Here is a 19316-nt window from a genome sequence, read left to right on the forward strand (position 1 = left end):
ATAAAAGCTTCTGCACCCTAGGCTATGTATAAAAAGTCCTGACACTCGGTGATGCTGCGTTGAAAACAGGCTCGGAATGCTCATTTACAACCAGTAAACTCCGCTTCCTCGCCTGTTTTCGCCTTGCCTGACCTTCGCGTCAGAACATTTCATACACAGCCTAGGTGTAAAACCTGGCCTGTGCAAATTCGGACGTGTTTAGAACGTGCATCTAGACTCTGGTGGGAAAAGGCGCGGGCCTGTACGCGCCTTGACCCGACAACTCCAAGGAGCCTCCATGCCCGTTCCACCCCGCCCTGCCATTCTCGAGTTGATTGGCAACACACCCCTGGTACGCGTGAGCCGTATCGACACGGGCCTGTGCACGCTGTACCTGAAGCTTGAATCCCAAAACCCTGGTGGCTCCATCAAGGACCGCGTGGGCCTGGCCATGATCGACGCCGCAGAGCGCGATGGCCGCCTGCAGCCTGGTGGCACTATCGTGGAGGCTACCGCCGGCAATACCGGCCTGGGCCTGGCCCTGGTTGGGCGCGCCAAAGGCTACCGCGTGGTGCTGGTGGTGCCAGACAAGATGTCCACCGAAAAAGTGTTGCACCTCAAAGCCATGGGCGCCGAGGTGCACATCACCCGCTCGGACGTGGGCAAAGGCCACCCCGATTACTACCAGGACATGGCCGCACGGCTGGCAGCGGACATTCCCGGCGCCTTCTTCGCGGACCAATTCAACAACCCCGCCAACCCCCTGGCCCATGAGACCAGCACCGCACCGGAAATCTGGGCCCAGACCCAACATGACCTGGATGCCATCGTCGTGGGTGTAGGCTCGGCCGGCACCTTGACCGGCCTTACCCGCTTCTTCAAACGGGTGCAGCCGGACCTGGCCATGGTACTGGCCGACCCGGAAGGCTCAGTGGTGGCCGAATACAGCCGCAGTGGCATCCTGCCCGAGGCCGGTTCCTGGGCGGTGGAAGGCATTGGTGAGGATTTCATTCCCTCGTTCGCCGACCTTTCCAGCGTGCGCCAGGCGTATTCGATCAGTGACGAGGACAGCTTCGACCACGCTCGGCAGCTATTAAAGGCCGAGGGCATACTCGGTGGCTCCTCCACGGGCACCCTGCTGGCTGCAGCATTGCAGTACTGCCGGGCGCAGACCACCCCCAAGCGGGTGGTGACCTTCGTATGCGATACCGGTACCCGTTACCTGTCCAAGGTGTACAACGACCAATGGATGACCGACCAGGGCCTGCTTAAACGCACCCGCTACAACGACCTGCGCGACCTGATCGCCCGCCGCTTTGAAGACGGCCGTGTGATCAGTGTAGCGCCAGATGACACGCTGCTCACCGCCTTCCAGCGTATGCGCCTGGCCGACGTGTCGCAGCTGCCCGTGTTGGTGGACGGCCAGCACCTGGTAGGGGTGATCGACGAGTCCGATATCCTCCTGGGCATGCACCAGGACCCGGCCAGTTTCCACACTACGGTGGCCAGCGTGATGACGGACACCCTCGAAACCCTGGCCCCGGGCGCCAGCCTGTTGGCATTGCAACAGGAGCTGGACAAGGGCATGGTGGCGATCATTGCCGACGCGTCCGGTTTCCATGGGCTGATTACCCGCGTCGACTTGCTTAACCATTTACGGAAATCCCTGCCATGAGCCAACCTGATAACCGCGCGCCTTCACAGGCGTTCGCCACCCGCGTGATCCATGCCGGGCAAAGCCCGGACCCTACCACGGGCGCGCTGATGCCGCCGATCTACGCCAACTCCACCTACCTCCAGCAAAGCCCCGGTGTGCATAAGGGGCTGGACTACGGCCGGTCCCACAACCCTACGCGTTTTGCCTTGGAGCGTTGTGTGGCCGACCTGGAAGGTGGCACCCAGGCCTTCGCCTTCGCGTCCGGCCTGGCGGCGATCTCGTCCGTGCTGGAACTGCTGGATGCCGGCAGCCATGTGCTCTCGGGGGATGACCTGTACGGAGGCACTTTCCGCCTGTTCGACCGGGTACGGCGCCGCAGTGCCGGCCACCGCTTCACCTTCGTGGACATGACCGACGCTGCCGCCTTCGAGGCGGCCTTGCAGGACGACACCCGCATGATCTGGGTCGAAACGCCCAGCAACCCCTTGCTGCGTCTCACAGACCTGGCCGCTATTGCACGGGTGTGCCGAGACCGCGGCATACTCTGTGTCGCCGACAACACTTTCGCCAGCCCTTGGATTCAACAGCCACTGGCACTGGGCTTCGACATTGTGGTGCATTCAGCCACCAAGTACCTGAACGGCCACTCGGACGTGATCGGCGGTATCGCAGTGGTAGGCGATAACCCGGACCTTGCCGAGCGCCTGGGCTTCCTGCAGAACTCCGTGGGCGCCATCGCGGGGCCCTTCGACGCCTTCCTGACCTTACGGGGCGTGAAAACCCTCGCCTTGCGCATGGAGCGCCATTGCAGCAACGCCTTGGACCTGGCCCAGTGGCTGGAGCAGCAGCCACAGGTGGCGCGCGTGTACTACCCCGGCCTGCCTTCCCACCCCCAGCACGCCTTGGCACGCACACAAATGCGTGGGTTCGGCGGCATGATTTCCCTGGATCTGAACACCGATCTGGCCGGCGCCCGCCGCTTCCTCGAACATGTGAAGCTGTTCGCCCTGGCCGAAAGCCTGGGCGGTGTGGAAAGCCTGATCGAGCACCCGGCCATCATGACCCATGCCAGCATCCCGGCTGAAAATCGGGCGAAGCTGGGTATTGGGGATGGCCTGGTGCGGCTGTCCGTGGGGGTTGAGGCGGTGGAGGACCTGAGGGCAGACCTCGCACAGGCCCTGGCAGTGATTTAACGGAACCTGCCGCGTGATGCTTGAATAAGGTTCGCCGGCTATCGCCAGCTCCTACAGAGGCTGGCGCCATTCCATCGCTGTAGGACTGGCCGAAGCCGAAGGCGAAGGCCGGGAACCCCTGCTACCCACGGAGCCCTGATGCCTATGGAACGCTACACCGGCCTGGCCCAGGCCCTGCATTGGCTTACCGCTGCGGCCCTGTGCCTGCTGCTACCGTTTGTGTGGGTGGCGGAAAACTTTCCGCCCGGCCCGGTGCGGGTGTTCTGGTACATGGCGCATGAGTCCATGGGCATCAGCGTGTTCCTCATGGCGCTGCTGCGCCTCACCTGGCGCTTTCGGCACGCCCCACCGGCCCACCCGGCCAGCCATGCGCGCCTCACGCGCCTGGCGGCAAGCCTGACCCATGGCTTGCTGTATGCAGTGCTGCTGGTGATGCCGGTCACCGGTTACCTGATGGCTGGGAACGGCCAAGACGTACCCTTCTTCCGGCTCATCTCCCTGCCGGGCTTTGCCCGCAACGATGACCTGGGCAAACTGGCTGACACCGTGCACGTGTGGTGCCAGTTCGCTGTGTACGGGCTCATCGCCCTGCATGTGGCGGGCACAGTGTGGCATGTGGCCGTGCGCCGCGATGGAACGCTGGATCGCATGCTGCCGCCTCAGCGTATGCCTTAACGCACGTTGTGCGCCCTCGACAGTATCAGGCAAGTTTTCGGCAGGTGTCGGCATCCACGCTCTGACGTGTTACGCCTACTGTGGTGGGGTCCCTGCCGCCACAGGTACTCACCACCGGCGGCACCATAAAGGCTGCCAGGCTGGCGGCCACAGGAGCGCGTGAGATGTCCAATATCAAAGGCAAGGTTGTACTGATCACTGGGGCCAGCAGTGGGATTGGCGAAGCGGCTGCCCGGCTTATCGCGGCCAAGGGTGCCCATACCGTGTTGGGTGCCCGCAGGCTAGACCGGCTGCAGGCGCTGGTGTCCACTATAGAAGCTGAAGGTGGATCAGCCCGCGCCAAGGCGCTTGATGTGACCGACGCCGCCGACGTGCAGGCGTTCGTGGACTTTGCCAAGGACACCTTTGGCCAGGTAGACGTCATTATCAATAACGCCGGCGTGATGCCACTGTCTCCTTTGTCGTCACTGAAAATCGCCGAATGGAACCAGATGCTGGATGTCAATGTGCGAGGTGTGCTCCATGGGATTGCCGCTGTGTTGCCGCTGATGGAAGCCCAAGGCCACGGTCAGGTGATCAACATCTCATCCATTGGCGGCTTGTCGGTATCGCCCACCGCTGCTGTGTACTGCGCTACCAAGTTTGCCGTGCGCGCCATTTCCGATGGCCTGAGGCAGGAAAGCGACAAGGTCCGCGTGACCGTTGTGTGCCCAGGCGTAGTGGAGTCGGAGCTGGCGAACACGATCTCTGATGAAAGGGCACGGGAAGCGATGAAGGCGTTCCGCCAGGTAGCAATCACCCCCGACGCTATCGCCCGGGCCTTGGCGTACGCCATAGAACAGCCCGATGACGTAGATGTGAGCGAGATCGTGGTACGGCCTACCGCTAGCCCTTATTGACGAGCACTTGCTCACAGTCGGTCAGGCGGTCGCTTACGGCCGAGCCAGCCACGCCCGGGCGATCTGCTCACGCGTGGCGAACCATACCCCCTCATGCCCCTGGGCGTACTCGATAAACCGTTTGATGGCGCGCACCCTGCCCGGCCGCCCTACCATGCGCGGGTGCAGCCCGATAGACATCATGCGCAGCCCGTCGGACGACTCTTCGTACAGCACCTCGAAGCTTTCCTTCATGTACTCCAGAAAATCCGACGCCTGGGACAGCCCTGGGGAGTTCCAGTAGCGGAAGTCGTTCACGTCGCTGGTGTACGGCACCACCAAACGCTGCTGGCCGTCCACGTCCACAAAGTACGGCACGTCGTCGTTGTAGGCGTCGGAGTCATACAGGAAGCCGCCTTCCTCGGCTACCAGGCGGCGGGTGCGAACACTGGCGCCGTACCGGCAATACCACCCCACCGGGCGATGGCCGCACGTGCGCTCGAAGGATTCCACCGCCAGCCGAATGTGCTCGCGTTCTTCGGCCTCGGTGAGGCGGAACACTTCTTCCCAACGGTAACCGTGGCTGCAGATTTCATGCCCAAGGGTTACTGCCGCCTTGGCCACCTCCGGGTTCTGTTCGAAGGCGACCGCGCAGGCGTGGAAGGTGGCGGGTACGTTCGCAGCCTGCAAGATATCCAGAATGCGCCAGATGCCTACCCGCGCGCCGTACTCGTACATGGACTCCATGGCCAGGTTGCGCACGCCTGCGGGAAATTGATAGCTCCCCCATTCCGTCATGCTTTCCTGGTCGGGGTCGCCCATGGCCAGGGACCGTTCGGAGCCTTCTTCGTAATTGATGACCAGGCTGATTGCCAGGCGTGCACCGTTGGGCCAAGTCCCTTGCGGGCGCTGCCGACCATAACCGACCAGATCACGTAAGGGTAACGTCATGGAACAGTCTCCTGCGGTTCACAGAGGGTAAGTTGACTGCCAAGCCATGCTTAGCAATCGATATGGTTCAAGGCTTCATGATCCAGGCCTTCGAGGGTTTGGCCCTCCCGAAACGCCAGGCCCATGGCCAATGTCTGGGCAATGCAGAACGCGGCGGTGAGTGAACGGAAACCTAACAATTCGGCGTCATTGACTTCGATCATGACCGAGGCGCTTTGCCCGATAGGGCTAAGCAGGCTGTCGGTCAACGCCACAATAGGCGTACCTGCCGCCACAGCCTGCTGGCAGGCCTCTACCGTTTCAGCGGCGTACGGCGGGAAACTGATAGCCACCAATACGTCATCGGTGTGCAGCGCGCCCACTTGTTCGCGCAAGCTGCCGCCTAAGCCACTGATGTGCACCGCCCGCCGCCCCACCCGGCTCAAGGCGTAGCTGAGGTAGGCGGCCATGGGGAACGAGCGCCGCATGCCCACTACAAAGATGGTGCGCGCCTGCTGCAACAGGGCAATGGAGGCTTCCAGCGCTTCCACTTGCTGCCCTTCGGCCAGGTGCTCCAGGGAGACAATGTTGGCACGGCTGAACGCCGCCAGCGTCGCGCCCACGTCGGTAGGGTCCTCCAGTAGCTGCTCGCCCCGGTAGTGCCGGATGCGCTCCTTGAAGCTGCCGCCGGCCTGCTGCAAGGGCTGCTTGAACAACTTCTGAACATCGCTGAAGCCATTGAAGCCCAAGGCCTGGGCCAGGCGGATGAAGGCCGACGAGGGAATACCCGACTGCTTGGCCAAAGCCGCCACAGTGTTCAAGGCCACTTCGTGGGGGTGGTCTGTGAGGTAGTGGGCCGCATCACGCTGCCGAGCCGTCAGGCGGTCCTGCCCTTCAACAATCAGCGCGCGCAACTCGGCGAGGGTTTGGGGTACTGGCATAAAAAAGCTCGTTCAGGTTCAGTGAGGGCGTAGCGCATCCAGCGCCTTGGCCAGGTGCTGCACCAGACGCTGCAGCTCTTCCAGCGTGTTGTAGTGGGCAATGGACACCCGCACCACACCGCCGTAGGGGGCCAGGCCCAGGTCTTCGATCAACCGGCGGGCATAGAAGTCACCAAAACGGATGCCCATGCGCTGATCATCAATGCAACGCACAATGGCCTCGGACTGCACCCCCTCTACCACGAAGCTGATGGTGGGCACCCGGTCCCCGTTCGTGACCCTGGCCTTGCCAATGATGCGTACCCCTGGTTGCTCGCGCAGGAACGCCAGCAGGGTTTCGGCAAGCAGGTCCTCTTGTTGCTCGAAGGCGTCGAAGGCCACCTGCATCACGTGTCGGTCAGGGCCTGTGGCGCCCAGGCGCTTACCGATATCGACCAAATAGTCGTTGATGCCGATGCACCCGTAGGACAGCTCGTAGTTGAGATTGCCCGGCTGCAATTTGTAGGGGATCACGTCCTGCCCAATAAAGAAGTGGTTCAGGCTGGGCAGGGCCAGCAGGTGATCGCGCTTGCCCCAGAGCACGGCAAAGTGCGGCCCGAAGGTTTTGTAGAAACTGAACACGTAATAGTCGGCACCACTGGCCTGAACATCCACCAGCCGGTGGGGGGCGTAGGCCACGGCATCTACGCACAGCTTGCCACCCACGGCCTGCACCCGGCGGGCCACTTCGGCCACCGGGTTGACGCTGCCCAGAATGTTGGACGCATGGGTCATGGCCACGTAGCGGGTGTTGGGCCCCAGCAGCCGGTCAAGGTCGTCCAGCTGCAGTTCCAGGCTATGGGGATCGACCGACCAGGTGCGCAGGGTTGCACCACGCTCCTGGCACAGGCGCACCCACGGCCCGATATTGGCTTCGTGGTCACAGTTGGTGACCACGATTTCATCGCCAGGGTGAATGGAGGGCGCTATGGCCCGGCACAGCAACTGCAGCATCAAAGTGGTGGAGCCGCCCATCACGCACTCTTCCGGGTACGGGGCGTTGATAAAACGCGCGACCGCTTCACGGGCTTCCATTACCCGCGCACCGGCGGCCACCGACTCGCTGTAGGACGCCCCTAGCTGTACTGCGCTGTTGAGCAGGTAGTCGCTGATGCGCTCGGCGACCGGGCGGAGCACCGCCGAGCCGCCGGCGTTGTCCAGGAAGGCATAGCCCCCCTGCAGGGCTGGGAACTGGCTGCGTACGTAATCGATGTCCAGGGCGGTGGAATAAGTGTTCACCAGAGGGCACTCCAGGCATGAGTCAGTGGTGCAGGATGGCCTGCAGGAAAGCACGGGTTCTGGCCTCTTGCGGGGCCGTGAAGAAGGCGTGCGGGTTGTTCTGTTCGATGATGCGGCCGCTTTCCATGAAGATCACCCGGTCGGCCACCTTGCGGGCAAAGCCCATTTCATGGGTCACCACCACCATGGTCACGCCAGAGCGCGCCAGGTTCTGCATGACGTCCAGCACCTCGCCGACCATTTCCGGGTCCAGTGCCGAGGTGGGTTCGTCGAACAGAATGACCCGAGGCTCCATGGCCATGGTGCGGGCAATGGCCACGCGCTGCTGCTGGCCACCGGACAATTGGCTGGGGTATTTATGGGCATGGGCGCCCATGCCCACCTTGTCCAGCAACTGCTGGGCGCGGGCCTGGGCGTCGTGCCGTGGCAGGCGCCGTACTCTTATGGGCGCCAGGGCCACGTTGGCCAGAACGGTCAGGTGCGGGTACAGGTTGAAGTTCTGGAACACCATGCCCACTTCGCACCGAATGCCCGCCAGGCGCTTGCCGTGTTCGACACGTTGGCTGCTGACGCGTATGTCGCCCTGCTGGTAGTCCTCCAGCAGGTTGATGCAACGGATCAGCGTGGATTTCCCGGAGCCGGATGGCCCCAGGATAACCACCACCTCGCCCTGTTCCACGTTCAGGTTGATGTTGTCCAGGGCCTGGAACGCGCCGTAGAACTTGGACATGCCTTCAACTTCAATCACAGGGCTCATGCGCCTGTCCTCCCTGCTGCGTTGCGCCGTTCTATCCAGCTCACCATTTGCACCAGCGGTAGTAACAGCAAGAGGTACATGACCGCTGCGCCCACCAAGGGCGTGGGGTTGGCCGCCAGGGCCTGGGCCTGGGTCGCCTGCTTGAGCAGGTCCGGCATGGCCACCACCGAGGCGAGCGCCGTGTCCTTCATCACATTGATGCAATTGCTGGTCATTGGCGGCAGCACAATGCGCATGGCCTGAGGCAGGATCACATCGCGCATGGTGTTGAAAAAGCCCATGCCTTGGGAGGCCGCCGCTTCGAACTGGCCGCGGGGGATCGCCTCGATGCCGGAGCGAAAAATCTCAGCCGAATAGGCACAGGACACCAGCGACAACGCCGCCGCTGCGGCCGCGAATGACGACAACCGGATGCCCACAAAGGGCAACGCGTAATAGATCAGCACCAGCAACACCAGCAGCGGAATGGACCGCAGCACGTCGATATAGACCCGTGAAAGCCAGCGCAAAGGGGCGAACGCATACAGCCGCACCATGGCCAAAAGCAGGCCACCCACCAGGCCCAGCACGATGCTCACAACGCCTAGCACCACCGTGACACCCAGGCCGCGCAGCATCAGGGGCAATGCATCAGTGAATACGCCCCAGTTGAAGAACGTCTGTAGCAGGTCCATGGCGGCTCCCGTTAGAGGTAGGCGTGTGAAGGCAGCGGCTGTTATTTCAGGACAGGCACGACCTTGAGGGTGCTGGAGTCCGGGGCTGCATCGGCACCGAACCATTTCTTGTGCAATTGGGCGATCACCCCGTCCTGCTTCATGGCGCTGATGATGTCATTGACTTGCTCAGCCGATGCCCAGCCCTTGGCATGCATGAGCGAGTACTTCTCGCCAGTTGGAATGCGGGCGACCACTTTGTACTGGGGCTTGTCTTTGATGTAATACAGCACGGCCGGAATGTCGCTGATGTAGCCATCCATACGGCCGGACGCCAGGTCCAGCATGGCCGGTGACAGGCCTTCGTAGCGGGACACATCACCAAAGGCGTACTCAGCCTGGTGCGCCCCTACCCACATGTCCCCTGTGGAACCGGTGTCCACGCCTACCACCTTCCCTTTCATGCCGCCAAGGCCATCGATGCCGGATTTGGCCAGCACGGTCAGGGACTGGTCGCTGTCGTAGTACGGCTGGGCGAAGCCCACGGACTCCAGGCGCTTGGGGGTGATGGTGATGGAGGAGATGGCAATATCGGCACGTTTGGACTGCACTGCGCTGAACAGCCCGTTGAACGGGATGTTCACGAACTCCACGGTTTTGCCAGCGCGCTTGGCGACCTCTTTCACCACGTCTACTTCAAAGCCCACGATATCGCCCTTGGCGTCCTGGAACTCCCATGGCACGTTGCCCACGTTGGCCCCTACCGTCCAGTCGGCGGCCAAGGCAGAGGCAGAGAACGCCGTGGCTATCGCCATGCCCAACAGTACCTTGATATTCATGTGTCACTCCCCGGTTAACCGTCCATTGAAGAAGACCGCCCTACCGCATGAACAGGCGTTTCGGTAACCAGACTAGGGCTACGAACTATTTAATTCAAGGAATAATTTAAATGAATCAAATGCTTCAGAGTGGTGCGCGAGGTCACCGAATTGGTGCATGTCGAAGCGAGCGGAAATCGTGTAGTTCAGTGAAGCTCAGGCCTGCACCCAATAGCCGTATTCGTAGGCCCGCTCAAAGCCGAGCTTTTCATACAGCGCCAGGGCAGGGGCATTGGTTTTCACCACTTGCAGGAACGCATCACGTGCTCCCTGCGCCTGCCCCCATGCCATCAGCCCTCTGCACAGTTGCTCAGCCAGGCCCTGGCGCTGGCTAGCCACGCCTGTGAGAATATCGAATAAACCCAGGTGTTCCCCTACCAGCACCCCTAGCCCGCAACAGCCTGGCGATAAGTGTTCGCCCAGGGTTGCCCATGCGGTACGGTGCGTGATGCGCTGCAGCAAGGCCAGGTGGGCCGCAGCGTGATCAGTAGTTTGCTCGGCCAGCCGGGAGAACACCCGCATCCAGGGAGCAGCTCCTGCTTCCAGTTGTACCTCTGGCATACTTGCAAGCACGGCTGCCAGGGGCCTGAGCAGTACCCAGGAGGCGCCGCTGTACCGGTAACCGCGCTGTACCAGCAGCGCCTGTGTATTGGGAAGGTGTACCAATGACGTGGTACGCACCACTGTTGGCAGCCCCCTGGCGGTAAACGCCTGCTCAACGGCGCAAAGGTCAGCCTCGCTCAGTTCACGGGCGGCCTGGGTGGCGTTAAGGGAATTGGCGCGCTTGGTATAGCCCACGTCCAGGCGAAGCAACCAGCCAGCCACGCTTTGTGAACAGGCCGCAGGCCAAGCGGCGAATGCGGCTTGTTCAAGGGCATGCATCAGAGGGGCTTGCGAGGGGTTCATGATCACGCCTTATAGGGGAGCGGGTAGAAATCTCTGTGGACGTTCGCGAAGCGCGGGCAAACCTGAGCCACTGCGCAACGCAGCGAGCCCCGGTTCCCGGCCTCCGCCTTTGGCTACGACCGGTCCTACCCCATACCATGCACGGCATAGCCCTTCCGCGCACGGCATACCCCTTGTGGGAGTTCGCGCAGCGGACGAACTGGACAACTGTCGCACCGCAGCGGTGCCAGGCTACACCCGCCCGTAGCGAAGGTAGCCATTCGCATCCACGCCTGTTTGCACAAAGCCCGCCTGCTCGTACAAGCGCCTGGCCGGGTTGTCGGCGCGTACGCTCAGGGTATGGTGCATGTAACCCTGCTGCTGCGAACTGTTCAGGTAATGGGCCAGCAAGGCCTGGCCGATGCCCTTTCGCCTATACGGCTCACTCACGCTCAGGGTACAGAGTTCGGCCTGCTCGCCCTCGGGCAGCCATAGTACATAGCCAACCACCTGGCGGTCGGCTTCGGCGATGGTCAGCCGTTCCATATGCATGACCCAACGCGTGAGGTGCCGCTCCACATCCAGGTGCCAGGCCTGTTCATGGCCAGGCTCCCAGTGCTGTATGTAGCGCAGTTCTCCTAGGTACACAGCCGGCAGATCCAGGGCACCGCCAGGCCTCAGGTTGCAGATCATAGGTACTCACAAAAGGCAGAAAACCCTGGCTGCAGGGTTTGGATGAAGGCTGTGATTCTACACAACCTCAAGCGGAACCCTCAGCTGGAGAACCCGTCTATTGCGCAACCTGGAGCTGTATCCTTTCACCTCAGGCCCTGTCATCCTCTTCTGCCCGCGCGCATTTGTAATTTGGAGTAAATGCTTGTCTGGTCAACCCCCTGATACCGTACTGATCGTCGATGACGAGCCGCTGGTCGCGGTCATGATGTCCCAGGCGTTCCAGGACGCCGGTTACAACCCTTTGGTCGCGCACAATGCGTTGAGCGCCCTTGAACTGCTGGAAGTGTCTGGCCAGCGAATCGTGCTGATGGTGACCGATGTGCGAATGCCCGGCGCCATGGATGGTCTCGAACTGGGGCACCGGGCTGTGGAGCGCTACCCCGACCTGGCCGTGTTGACCATGACGGGGTACACCCTTGAAAACGAGCGCAGCGCTGTGGGCACGGTGTTGCAAAAGCCCTTCAAACTCGACCATCTGCTGCAGGTAGCTCGGCGTATTGTCGAAGATGGTCGCTATTGGCGTGAGATGATGAAGCCCAGGTAACACCGTTGGATGCATTGGCGCTACAAGCCCCGTCCTTGACCGTGCAGCCTGCGCCCCCTCCATCCCTTCGCTGGCTTTTCTTGTATTGCGTGCCTTGTGCCTATCCGCTAAATTCCGGGCTTCTCTGAAATCAGGAGCCCTCATGGCGGTCCACGATCCCACCTTAGAGGTTCAGGCAGGTGCTACCGACAACCTGCTGTTGAACAACCAACTGTGCTTTGCCCTGTATTCCACGTCCCTGGCCATGACCAAGGTGTACAAGCCTTTGCTGCAGGCCCTCAACCTCACCTACCCCCAATACCTGGCCATGCTGGTGCTCTGGGAAGAGGATGGCGCCACCGTTACTGACATCAGCCAGCGTTTGCTCACCGACCCTGGGTCCATGACACCGGTGCTCAAGCGCCTGGAGGTCGAAGGCTTGGTCAAGCGCACCCGCAGCAAGGAAGACGAGCGCGTGGTGAACCTGTACCTGACCGCCGCCGGCAAGGCCTTGCAAGAACAAGCCAAGCGTGTGCCTGAGTGCGTGCGCGAAGCGATCGCCGTGAGCGAACAGCAGTTGTACGCCCTCCAAGGCAGCCTGCTGGACCTTCGGGGGCGCCTGCAGACCACCCTGTAATCGCCTGTTGTGTGCACCGACCGGTTGTCGGCCACACCTGCCGACACTTGCATGAAACGCTTTTGGGGGCTAAATTGCACCCATATGTTTAGCGCGCATTATATTTGCTCGCATAACATTACCTCTTCTTACCCCCTCGCAGGAGCCGCACCTTGAACGTTCTTTACACTGCATCTGCAACTGCAACCGGTGGCCGTGACGGCCGGGCTGTCTCCAGCGACAACCTGCTGGATGTAAAACTGGCCACGCCCAAAGAACTGGGCGGCGCGGGTGGTAACGCCACCAACCCTGAGCAGTTGTTCGCCGCAGGCTATTCCGCCTGCTTCATCGGTGCCTTGAAGTTCGTCGGTGCCCAACAAAAGCGCAACGTGCCTGCTGACACCTCAATCACCGCCAAGGTAGGTATCGGCCAGATCCCTGAAGGCTTCGGGCTGGACATCGACCTGCACATTCACTTGCCAGGCCTGGAGCAGGCCGATGCAGAGGCATTGGCACAGGCGGCTCACAAGGTGTGCCCCTACTCCAACGCCACTCGCGGCAATGTGGACGTTCGGCTGCACGTCACCGTATAGCCGGCCTGTACCAAAAGCGGCGCCGCGGCTGGGGGTTTTTCGACCCCAGCACAGGCAACCGCCTTACCCCGCCTTGAACTGCCCCACCAGCCCCTGTTGGTGCTCGGCCAACCGGGCCAGTTCACGGCTGGTGGCCGCAGTCTGTTCCGCGCCAGCACTCACTTGAACCACCAACGCACTGATGTCATCGATGTTGCGGTGAATCTCCTCGGCCACCAGGCTCTGCTCTTCGGCAGCAGAGGCCACCTGAAGGTTGCGGTCGCTGATGGTAGCAATGCCCTCGGCGATGGCCTCCAGCAGGTGCCCGGCCCGGTCCACATTACTGGCCCCTTCCTGCGCCTTGCTCAGGGTGTCCTGCATGGACGTCGCGGCTCGGTCCGAACCCGCCTGCAGGTTGGCGATCATTGTCTGGATGCTCACGGTGGAGTCCTGGGTCTTCTTCGCCAGGTTGCGTACCTCGTCGGCTACCACGGCAAAACCACGGCCCTGCTCACCGGCACGGGCGGCTTCGATGGCCGCATTAAGCGCCAGCAGGTTGGTTTGGTCGGCCACCCCGCGGATCACGTCCAGCACTGAGGAAATAGCGTCGCTCTCCCCCTTCAGGTCGTTAAGGATGCGCGCCGTCTGCTCGGCCTGTGCCTCAAGCCCTTTGATCACACGGATGGTGTTGTCGATTTCGGTTTTGCCCTGCACCGTGCTGGCATTCACCTGCCGGGACATCTCAGCAGCATCGGTAATGGTGCGGGCCACGTCTTTGACCGTGGCGCTCATCTGGCTGATGGCCGTGGCCACCTGGTCGGTGCCCTGGCGTTGCTGCAACACATTTTGGCTGGTCTGCAGGGCCACCGCAGAGGATTGCTCGGCAGCCGTGGCGACCTGGGCCGTGGCGCTGCCAATGTCCCGGATGATGCCGCTGATCTGCACGGCCATGTTGTCCAGGTTGCGCGAAATATCGCCGAACTCATCCTTACCCGTATAGCGCGTTCGGGCAGTCAGGTCCCGCGAGGACAGGGAGAGCAGCGTGCGGTTCACGTCGGCGACGGCGATGCGGATATTGCGAATGATGATCCAGGCCAGCCACACCACCGCAATAAGCAGCACCACCACAAGGGCAATCGCGAGATACAGGCTGCGTTCGGCCGCCTGCCGATCGTCCTGGGCCAAGCCCACCACGTTCTGGCTCAGTTCGGCTTCTACCTGGGCCATCAGGTCAATACGTTTGGTGGCCAGGCTGAACCACGCCTCAGGCTTCACGTTCAGGGGCTCGCCCAGGGGTGTGTCAAAGCCCAAGCGTTGCAGGCGCGCAACTTCCAGAGATTCGGGCTGCTGCAGTACCGCGTCCAGCTTGTCCTTGAACACCACCGGCGACCACCGCTGGAAGGCTTCAAGGTAGCCCGAGAACTCACCCATGTTGCGGCTGAAGCGGGAGAGCAACGGCGCGTCGAAACGGTTCTGGCTGAACGCCAGGCCCAGTGTGACGCGCTCCCGGCCAGCCCGCTCCTTCATGTCCACGAACTGGTTGAGCGAGCCCAAGGCGCGCAGCACCTCGGGCTCATCAATGCTGGCTTCCAGTGAATAGGCGTACCCGATCAGCGTTTTGATCAGGTCCGTGAAGCGGGTGGCCGAGTCGGTAGTACTGATCGACAGGGTATCCACCGTGGCGCGAAGCGCCGCCAGGTCGTCTCGGGCACCCGATGCCTTGCCCGGCGAACCGACGCCCGCCGCGGGCTGTGCTTGCAAGGCGGCCATGGCCTGGTCGGTTTCCTGGCGGAAGGCTTTGAGCTTGTCAGCCATGGACGTACCGCCACTGCCCAGGAACAGGCTGCTGGCACCCCGCTCACGCTGAAGCGTGGTTACCACACCGCTCAACTTCTGGGCCAGGCCAGTGGCCGTGACAGCGTTATTCATGGCACCGAGCGTTTGGCTTTTGTCGGCCACAAACAGGCCTGCGAAAGCAAGAAAACCCAGCAGGGGCAACATCAGGATAAGCAGCAGCTTGGTACTCAGAGGGGCGTTTCTAAGCATGGCAGTTCTCACAAAGGACAGACGTCGGTAAACCCCTTGGGTACAGACGTCTGGGCCTGCTCGCCGCTGGGTTATTTTTCCCGTTTGTGCTGTGTCGGCCGTCGCCCGCTGAACTTTACCCCTGAGTATTCACAACCTTGTGTTGCCTGCCACAGCCGTCATGGACAGGCCGCCCCTACCGTCCCAACGCCTGCGCCAGGTCTGCCAGCAACGATGCGGTCGCCTCTAGCCCGATGTGCAAGCGCACCACCGGCCCGCACTGCGCCAAACCAGGGTGGCGTTCGCCGTCGACCACCACTGCCAGGCTTTCAAAGCCGCCCCAGGACGCCCCAATTCCAAACAGCTGCAGCGCGTCCACGAAACCGTCCGCATCGAACCCAGGCCTGAATGCCACAGACAGTAACCCATTGCTGCCCTTGAAGTCCCGCCGCCACAGCGCATGCCCAGGATGTTGCGGCAAGGCCGGGTGAAACACTTGGGCTACCTGAGGCTGAGCCAGCAACCAATGGGCCACCTCCAAGGCCTGCTGCTCATGGACAGCCACCCGCGCCGCCAGCGTGCGCGCCCCCCGCAGCACCAGCCAGGCGTCATCGGGGCTGACCGTGGTACCCAGGGTATCGCTCATGGCCGACAGCGGCCCGAACACCGCCTCGCGGGTGCACACGCTGCCCATCATCACGTCGCTGTGGCCAGCCACGTATTTGGTCAGCGCCATCAGGGAGATGTCCGCGCCCAGGGCCAGGGGTTGGTAGAGGTAGCCCGAGCCCCAGGTATTGTCCACGGCCAACAGGATACCCCGTGGCTTGCAAAAGGCCGCCACAGCGGGCAGGTCCAGCAGGTCAAACAATGACGACCCGGGCACCTCGGCATACACCAGGCGGGTGTTCTCACGGATCAGCCCGGCCAGGTCGCTGCCGTCGGCGGCGTAATAGCTGTAGTGGATGCCGAAGGGCGCCAGCCATTGTTCGGCCAGGCGTCGGATCGGCGCGTACACCGCCTCGGTGATCAGCACATGGTCGCCAGGCCGCAGGTAGGCCTGGAACACCTGAGCCGCCGCGGCCAGGCCGGTGGGGTACAGCCGGGTGCGGTAGCCGCCTTCCAGTTCAGTGACCAGCTCTTCAAGGGCAAATGCCGTAGGGTTGCCACGGGCGCCGTAGCTGAGCACACGGTCCTTCTCCCGTTGCACACGCGCCTGGCGCATACCGGCCACGGTATCGAACAGCACGGTGCTGAGGCGCGAAACCGGTGCATTGACGCCGCGGGGACTACCATCCGACGGGCCACGGCCGCTGTGCACCAGCCGAGTGGTCACGGGTTCCACAGCGCCGAGAGGGCGGAAGCTGCCACGTTCACGGGCGGTCATCTGCCCCAGCAGGCCGGTTTCCCAGGCCAGGTACTGACGTGCCGCAGCTTTGTTGCCGGCGTGGCGGTCATGCACGAAAAACAGAAAATCGATACGTTCGGCATCACTCAATGGCGCACCACCCTCTTCCACCGCAAGCCCCTCCAGGCTGGGCAGCCAGCGGGCGTGGGCTTGCAAGGCGGGCGGCAGCTCGTCGGCGGCCAGCTGGGCGACAGCGGCCTCCGGCGTCAGCAGCCAGAGGGGTCCTGTGACCCCTTCAGCCAGCTGAACCAATTGGCTGCGGGTAGCCCAGCGGGATCCGCGTACCCTACGCTGGATAAACGCGGCGCTCGGCCGCAGGTCCAGCACAGTGGCCGGCCATGCTTCAGGCTGCGTTTTGGGCAGCCGGGGTATTGGCGCAGCTACGGCAGCCAGCGCCAGGCCGCTGCTCAGGCCGCCTTCCAGCACATAGGCCTCGTGGCCCAGTTGCCGTAGCCAGCTGGCCACGATGGGCGCGCGCACGCCGTCACTGTCGAACACCACTACCCGTGCCCGGCGCACACCCACGTACAGGTCAGTGGCCTGGATCAGCTGGCCGCCCGGGGTGTGTTGAGCCCCAGGCAACGAGCCTTGAGCATATTCTTCAGGGGTACGCACATCGCACAGGAACAGGCTGCGGCTGGGATCATCGGCCCATTGCTGTACCTGCGCCGCAGTCACACTCACTACGCCCGCACGCTGGGCCAAGCGGCGGGCTGCCTGCTGTTGCTCCTCAACCGCACCGGGTATGGCCGGGTACTCGCCTTGCTGCCCATGGGCCAGGGCCAAGTCGGCCAGGAACCAGCCTTGAGTACCGTTCTCAAGGGCGTAGACTGGGTTAGGCACGCCCAGGTTGATCAAGGTTTGAGCACCGATGATGCTGCGGGTGCGGCCCGCGCAATTGATCACAATGGGGGTGGTAGCATCCGGCACCATGGCGTGGGCACGCAGGCCCAGTTCACCATTGGGGCAACAGGCAGCGCCGGGAATGCTCATCTTGCTGAACTCGTCCAGGGGCCGGCCATCCAGCACCGACAGCGGGCGGCCATCGGCTTGCCAACTGGCCAAGTCCGTAGCGCTGATGTGGGGCGTGTGGCACGCCAGCTCGATCAACTCGCCAAAGGCCTTGGAGGGCACATGGACGCCGGCAAACAGCTCGCGGCCGCTGGCGCTCCATGCGTCCGTGCCGCCCTCCAGCACCCACACGCGGGTATAACCGCAGGCCTGCAGCCGTTGCGCAGCGCGCAAGGCTACCTGCTGGCCGTCTTGGTCATACACCACCACACGCACCTGCCGGTTAGGTGCCAACCGAGCCACTTCCAGCTCCAGGCGGCTGTACGGCAGGTTGGCCGCAAAAAACAGATGGGCCTCACCGTACTGCCCGTGCTCGCGCACGTCGAACAAGGCCAGTTCTTCCTCGTCGAACAGCCAGTGTTCAAGCTGCTCGCTGTTAACCAGCAGGGTTGCGGATGCGCTCATGTGTTACTCCAGCACCAGTGACTGTTCGGCCGGGGCCAGTGCCCGCCCTTTTGCATAGGCGCGCTGTACGGCGGGCCGCGCCTTGATGCGTTCGCGCCAGGCCGTGATGGCCGGGTAGCGGGCCAGGTCGATACCCTGGCGCTTGGGTTGTATCCACGGGAAGGTGGCGATGTCGGCGATGGAATAGTCACCAGCCAGGTAGTGGGAGTGGGTAAGCGCCTGCTCCAGCACCCCATACAGGCGCCCGGCCTCGGCCTGCAGCAGGTTGAGCGCGAAGGGCACGGGCTCAGGGGCCTTTTCGCGGAACACCTGCAACTGGCTCAGATAGGGTGTGATATGCCCCACCTGCCAGAACAGCCATTGCTGCACTTGGTAGTACCCGTCGGTGCCTTGAGCCGGGATCAGCGTGTGGTGCTGGTTCGCCAGGTAGGTGAGGATGGCGCCAGACTCGAACAGCGATAAACCCGTATCCGTGTCCACCAGCGCCGGAATGCGGCCATTGGCACTGATGGCTTTGAAGGCGTCGGTCTTCTGCTCGCCGGCGCGGATGTTGACTGGGATCAGCCGGTGCGCCAGCCCCGCCTCTTCTACGAACACGCCAAGCTTCAGGCCATTGGCCGTGGGCCAGTAATACAGGTCGATCATAGCCCGTACGCCTCGATGGACGGTTCCATCTGGGATTTGTTGTAGGCCAGCACCCGGCCGTCATCTAGCACGCCATAGCGACCTTCCAGGGACTCCAGCGGCCGGCCATAGAGGTGGAAGTGCAACGTGGGCTGTTCCCCATTCACCTGAATGCTGTGCAGGTCGTCACCCAAGAAGCTGATAGGCGTGCCAGGCTGCACCACCACTTCACGCAACACCGCCAGGCGGGCCTGCGCCGGGTCGCTGCCGTCGTCATCGCGGCGGTACACCGTGTTCACTTCCCGGCCTTCGATGGCCGCAATCACCGCCCAGGTTTCATGGTTGTGGGCCACCGTACGCTTACCGGGCAGCAAGGCGTTCAAGTACAGCGTCGGGCCTTCGCCGTCGTCGTTCAGGCGGTAGCGGAAGGCGGTTTTACCGGCGCCAGGCACCGGGGCAGGAAATTCACTGAAGTTAAACAGGTCCGTACGGGTGGTCAGCCCCTCCAGCAGGCCGGTGATGCGTTCGAGGGCGTCGCGGTCGACGCCGTCAGTATTGATCTGGCGTACCTGTTCCAGCAGGGCCTGGATCACGGCAACACGGGGATGGCTCATTGGGGTTTCCTCTGTGGCGGGG

General features: G+C 62.6%; 19 protein-coding genes. 7 read left to right on the plus strand and 12 right to left on the minus strand.

Annotation, left to right across the window (positions count from 1 at the left end):
• The first annotated feature begins 277 nt into the window (after positions 1-277).
• The 4 genes from ACSAMW_RS04460 (at position 278) to ACSAMW_RS04475 (ending at position 4403) form a co-directional block, all read left to right on the plus strand.
• Positions 278-1654, plus strand: a complete 1377-nt coding sequence (locus ACSAMW_RS04460; RefSeq protein WP_500592849.1) for a pyridoxal-phosphate dependent enzyme — start codon at positions 278-280, stop codon at positions 1652-1654.
• Entirely contained in the window at positions 1651-2829 is a 1179-nt protein-coding gene (locus ACSAMW_RS04465) for a trans-sulfuration enzyme family protein (protein WP_500592850.1), read from the plus strand. The genes ACSAMW_RS04460 and ACSAMW_RS04465 overlap by 4 nt, the downstream gene beginning before the upstream one ends.
• A 138-nt stretch (positions 2830-2967) precedes the next feature.
• Positions 2968-3504 carry a cytochrome b gene (locus ACSAMW_RS04470; RefSeq protein WP_500592851.1) on the plus strand — a complete coding sequence of 179 codons (537 nt, stop codon included), beginning with the start codon at positions 2968-2970 and terminating at the stop codon, positions 3502-3504.
• Between the two features lie 164 nt (positions 3505-3668).
• Positions 3669-4403: an SDR family oxidoreductase gene (locus tag ACSAMW_RS04475; protein ID WP_500592852.1), complete on the plus strand. Its 735-nt coding sequence runs from the start codon at positions 3669-3671 to the stop codon at positions 4401-4403.
• Positions 4404-4436: 33 nt separating this feature from the next.
• Here the strand turns inward: ACSAMW_RS04475 and ACSAMW_RS04480 are convergent, their stop codons facing one another.
• The 8 genes from ACSAMW_RS04480 to ACSAMW_RS04515 form a co-directional block, all read right to left on the minus strand.
• Positions 4437-5333 (minus strand): allantoinase PuuE, encoded by an 897-nt coding sequence (locus ACSAMW_RS04480; RefSeq protein ID WP_500592853.1) that lies wholly within the window; start codon positions 5331-5333, stop codon positions 4437-4439.
• A gap of 50 nt (positions 5334-5383) precedes the next feature.
• Positions 5384-6253, minus strand: coding sequence for a MurR/RpiR family transcriptional regulator (locus tag ACSAMW_RS04485; RefSeq protein ID WP_500592854.1), 870 nt, complete (start codon positions 6251-6253; stop codon positions 5384-5386).
• A gap of 18 nt (positions 6254-6271) precedes the next feature.
• Positions 6272-7531 (minus strand): cysteine desulfurase-like protein, encoded by a 1260-nt coding sequence (locus ACSAMW_RS04490; protein WP_500592855.1) that lies wholly within the window; start codon positions 7529-7531, stop codon positions 6272-6274.
• 22 nt (positions 7532-7553) lie between these two features.
• Positions 7554-8288 carry an amino acid ABC transporter ATP-binding protein gene (locus tag ACSAMW_RS04495; protein ID WP_500592856.1) on the minus strand — a complete coding sequence of 245 codons (735 nt, stop codon included), beginning with the start codon at positions 8286-8288 and terminating at the stop codon, positions 7554-7556.
• Positions 8285-8962 carry an amino acid ABC transporter permease gene (locus tag ACSAMW_RS04500; protein ID WP_500592857.1) on the minus strand — a complete coding sequence of 226 codons (678 nt, stop codon included), beginning with the start codon at positions 8960-8962 and terminating at the stop codon, positions 8285-8287. The genes ACSAMW_RS04495 and ACSAMW_RS04500 overlap by 4 nt, the downstream gene beginning before the upstream one ends.
• 41 nt (positions 8963-9003) lie before the next feature.
• Positions 9004-9780, minus strand: a complete 777-nt coding sequence (locus ACSAMW_RS04505) for a transporter substrate-binding domain-containing protein (protein WP_500592858.1) — start codon at positions 9778-9780, stop codon at positions 9004-9006.
• A 195-nt stretch (positions 9781-9975) separates the two neighbouring features.
• Positions 9976-10725, minus strand: coding sequence for a GNAT family N-acetyltransferase (locus ACSAMW_RS04510; protein ID WP_500592859.1), 750 nt, complete (start codon positions 10723-10725; stop codon positions 9976-9978).
• Between the two features lie 231 nt (positions 10726-10956).
• A complete protein-coding gene (locus ACSAMW_RS04515) occupies positions 10957-11397 on the minus strand; it encodes a GNAT family N-acetyltransferase (RefSeq protein ID WP_500592860.1) in 441 nt (146 codons plus the stop codon).
• Between the two features lie 184 nt (positions 11398-11581).
• Between ACSAMW_RS04515 and ACSAMW_RS04520 the strand changes: the two genes are divergently transcribed.
• The 3 genes from ACSAMW_RS04520 to ACSAMW_RS04530 all read left to right on the plus strand — a co-directional run bounded on the left by ACSAMW_RS04520 (position 11582) and on the right by ACSAMW_RS04530 (position 13171).
• Positions 11582-11983, plus strand: coding sequence for a response regulator (locus tag ACSAMW_RS04520; protein ID WP_500592861.1), 402 nt, complete (start codon positions 11582-11584; stop codon positions 11981-11983).
• A 142-nt stretch (positions 11984-12125) separates the two neighbouring features.
• The gene (locus tag ACSAMW_RS04525; protein WP_500592862.1) at positions 12126-12599 is read left to right on the plus strand and encodes a MarR family winged helix-turn-helix transcriptional regulator; all 474 of its coding nucleotides are present in this window, start codon (positions 12126-12128) and stop codon (positions 12597-12599) included.
• Between the two features lie 152 nt (positions 12600-12751).
• Complete coding sequence (locus ACSAMW_RS04530; RefSeq protein ID WP_500592863.1) at positions 12752-13171, plus strand: organic hydroperoxide resistance protein; 420 nt, start codon at positions 12752-12754, stop codon at positions 13169-13171.
• Positions 13172-13234: 63 nt separating this feature from the next.
• On the opposite strand, the gene ACSAMW_RS04535 is transcribed toward ACSAMW_RS04530, so the two are convergent.
• The 4 genes from ACSAMW_RS04535 to ACSAMW_RS04550 all read right to left on the minus strand — a co-directional run bounded on the left by ACSAMW_RS04535 (position 13235) and on the right by ACSAMW_RS04550 (position 19294).
• Positions 13235-15151 (minus strand): methyl-accepting chemotaxis protein, encoded by a 1917-nt coding sequence (locus ACSAMW_RS04535; RefSeq protein WP_500593978.1) that lies wholly within the window; start codon positions 15149-15151, stop codon positions 13235-13237.
• A gap of 220 nt (positions 15152-15371) precedes the next feature.
• Positions 15372-18056, minus strand: a complete 2685-nt coding sequence (gene metC, locus ACSAMW_RS04540) for a cystathionine beta-lyase (protein ID WP_500592864.1) — start codon at positions 18054-18056, stop codon at positions 15372-15374.
• A 3-nt stretch (positions 18057-18059) separates the two neighbouring features.
• Positions 18060-18701, minus strand: coding sequence for a glutathione S-transferase family protein (locus ACSAMW_RS04545; protein WP_500592865.1), 642 nt, complete (start codon positions 18699-18701; stop codon positions 18060-18062).
• Positions 18698-19294: a cysteine dioxygenase family protein gene (locus tag ACSAMW_RS04550; RefSeq protein WP_500592866.1), complete on the minus strand. Its 597-nt coding sequence runs from the start codon at positions 19292-19294 to the stop codon at positions 18698-18700. The genes ACSAMW_RS04545 and ACSAMW_RS04550 overlap by 4 nt, the downstream gene beginning before the upstream one ends.
• Positions 19295-19316 lie beyond the last annotated feature (22 nt).

The sequence above is a fragment of the Pseudomonas sp. AB39(2026) genome (genome assembly GCF_059831485.1).

What these genes read in the sequence shown, in the direction of transcription:
- ACSAMW_RS04485 (WP_500592854.1), bottom strand. Translation starts at nt 6,253, where the DNA reads ATGCCAGTACCCCAAACCCTCGCCGAGTTGCGCGCGCTGATTGTTGAA.
- ACSAMW_RS04525 (WP_500592862.1), top strand. Translation starts at nt 12,126, where the DNA reads ATGGCGGTCCACGATCCCACCTTAGAGGTTCAGGCAGGTGCTACCGAC.
- ACSAMW_RS04480 (WP_500592853.1), bottom strand. Translation starts at nt 5,333, where the DNA reads ATGACGTTACCCTTACGTGATCTGGTCGGTTATGGTCGGCAGCGCCCG.
- ACSAMW_RS04495 (WP_500592856.1), bottom strand. Translation starts at nt 8,288, where the DNA reads ATGAGCCCTGTGATTGAAGTTGAAGGCATGTCCAAGTTCTACGGCGCG.
- ACSAMW_RS04500 (WP_500592857.1), bottom strand. Translation starts at nt 8,962, where the DNA reads ATGGACCTGCTACAGACGTTCTTCAACTGGGGCGTATTCACTGATGCA.
- ACSAMW_RS04470 (WP_500592851.1), top strand. Translation starts at nt 2,968, where the DNA reads ATGCCTATGGAACGCTACACCGGCCTGGCCCAGGCCCTGCATTGGCTT.
- ACSAMW_RS04535 (WP_500593978.1), bottom strand. Translation starts at nt 15,151, where the DNA reads ATGTTGCCCCTGCTGGGTTTTCTTGCTTTCGCAGGCCTGTTTGTGGCC.
- ACSAMW_RS04505 (WP_500592858.1), bottom strand. Translation starts at nt 9,780, where the DNA reads ATGAATATCAAGGTACTGTTGGGCATGGCGATAGCCACGGCGTTCTCT.
- ACSAMW_RS04475 (WP_500592852.1), top strand. Translation starts at nt 3,669, where the DNA reads ATGTCCAATATCAAAGGCAAGGTTGTACTGATCACTGGGGCCAGCAGT.
- ACSAMW_RS04465 (WP_500592850.1), top strand. Translation starts at nt 1,651, where the DNA reads ATGAGCCAACCTGATAACCGCGCGCCTTCACAGGCGTTCGCCACCCGC.
- metC (WP_500592864.1), bottom strand. Translation starts at nt 18,056, where the DNA reads ATGAGCGCATCCGCAACCCTGCTGGTTAACAGCGAGCAGCTTGAACAC.
- ACSAMW_RS04510 (WP_500592859.1), bottom strand. Translation starts at nt 10,725, where the DNA reads ATGAACCCCTCGCAAGCCCCTCTGATGCATGCCCTTGAACAAGCCGCA.
- ACSAMW_RS04460 (WP_500592849.1), top strand. Translation starts at nt 278, where the DNA reads ATGCCCGTTCCACCCCGCCCTGCCATTCTCGAGTTGATTGGCAACACA.
- ACSAMW_RS04550 (WP_500592866.1), bottom strand. Translation starts at nt 19,294, where the DNA reads ATGAGCCATCCCCGTGTTGCCGTGATCCAGGCCCTGCTGGAACAGGTA.
- ACSAMW_RS04545 (WP_500592865.1), bottom strand. Translation starts at nt 18,701, where the DNA reads ATGATCGACCTGTATTACTGGCCCACGGCCAATGGCCTGAAGCTTGGC.
- ACSAMW_RS04515 (WP_500592860.1), bottom strand. Translation starts at nt 11,397, where the DNA reads ATGATCTGCAACCTGAGGCCTGGCGGTGCCCTGGATCTGCCGGCTGTG.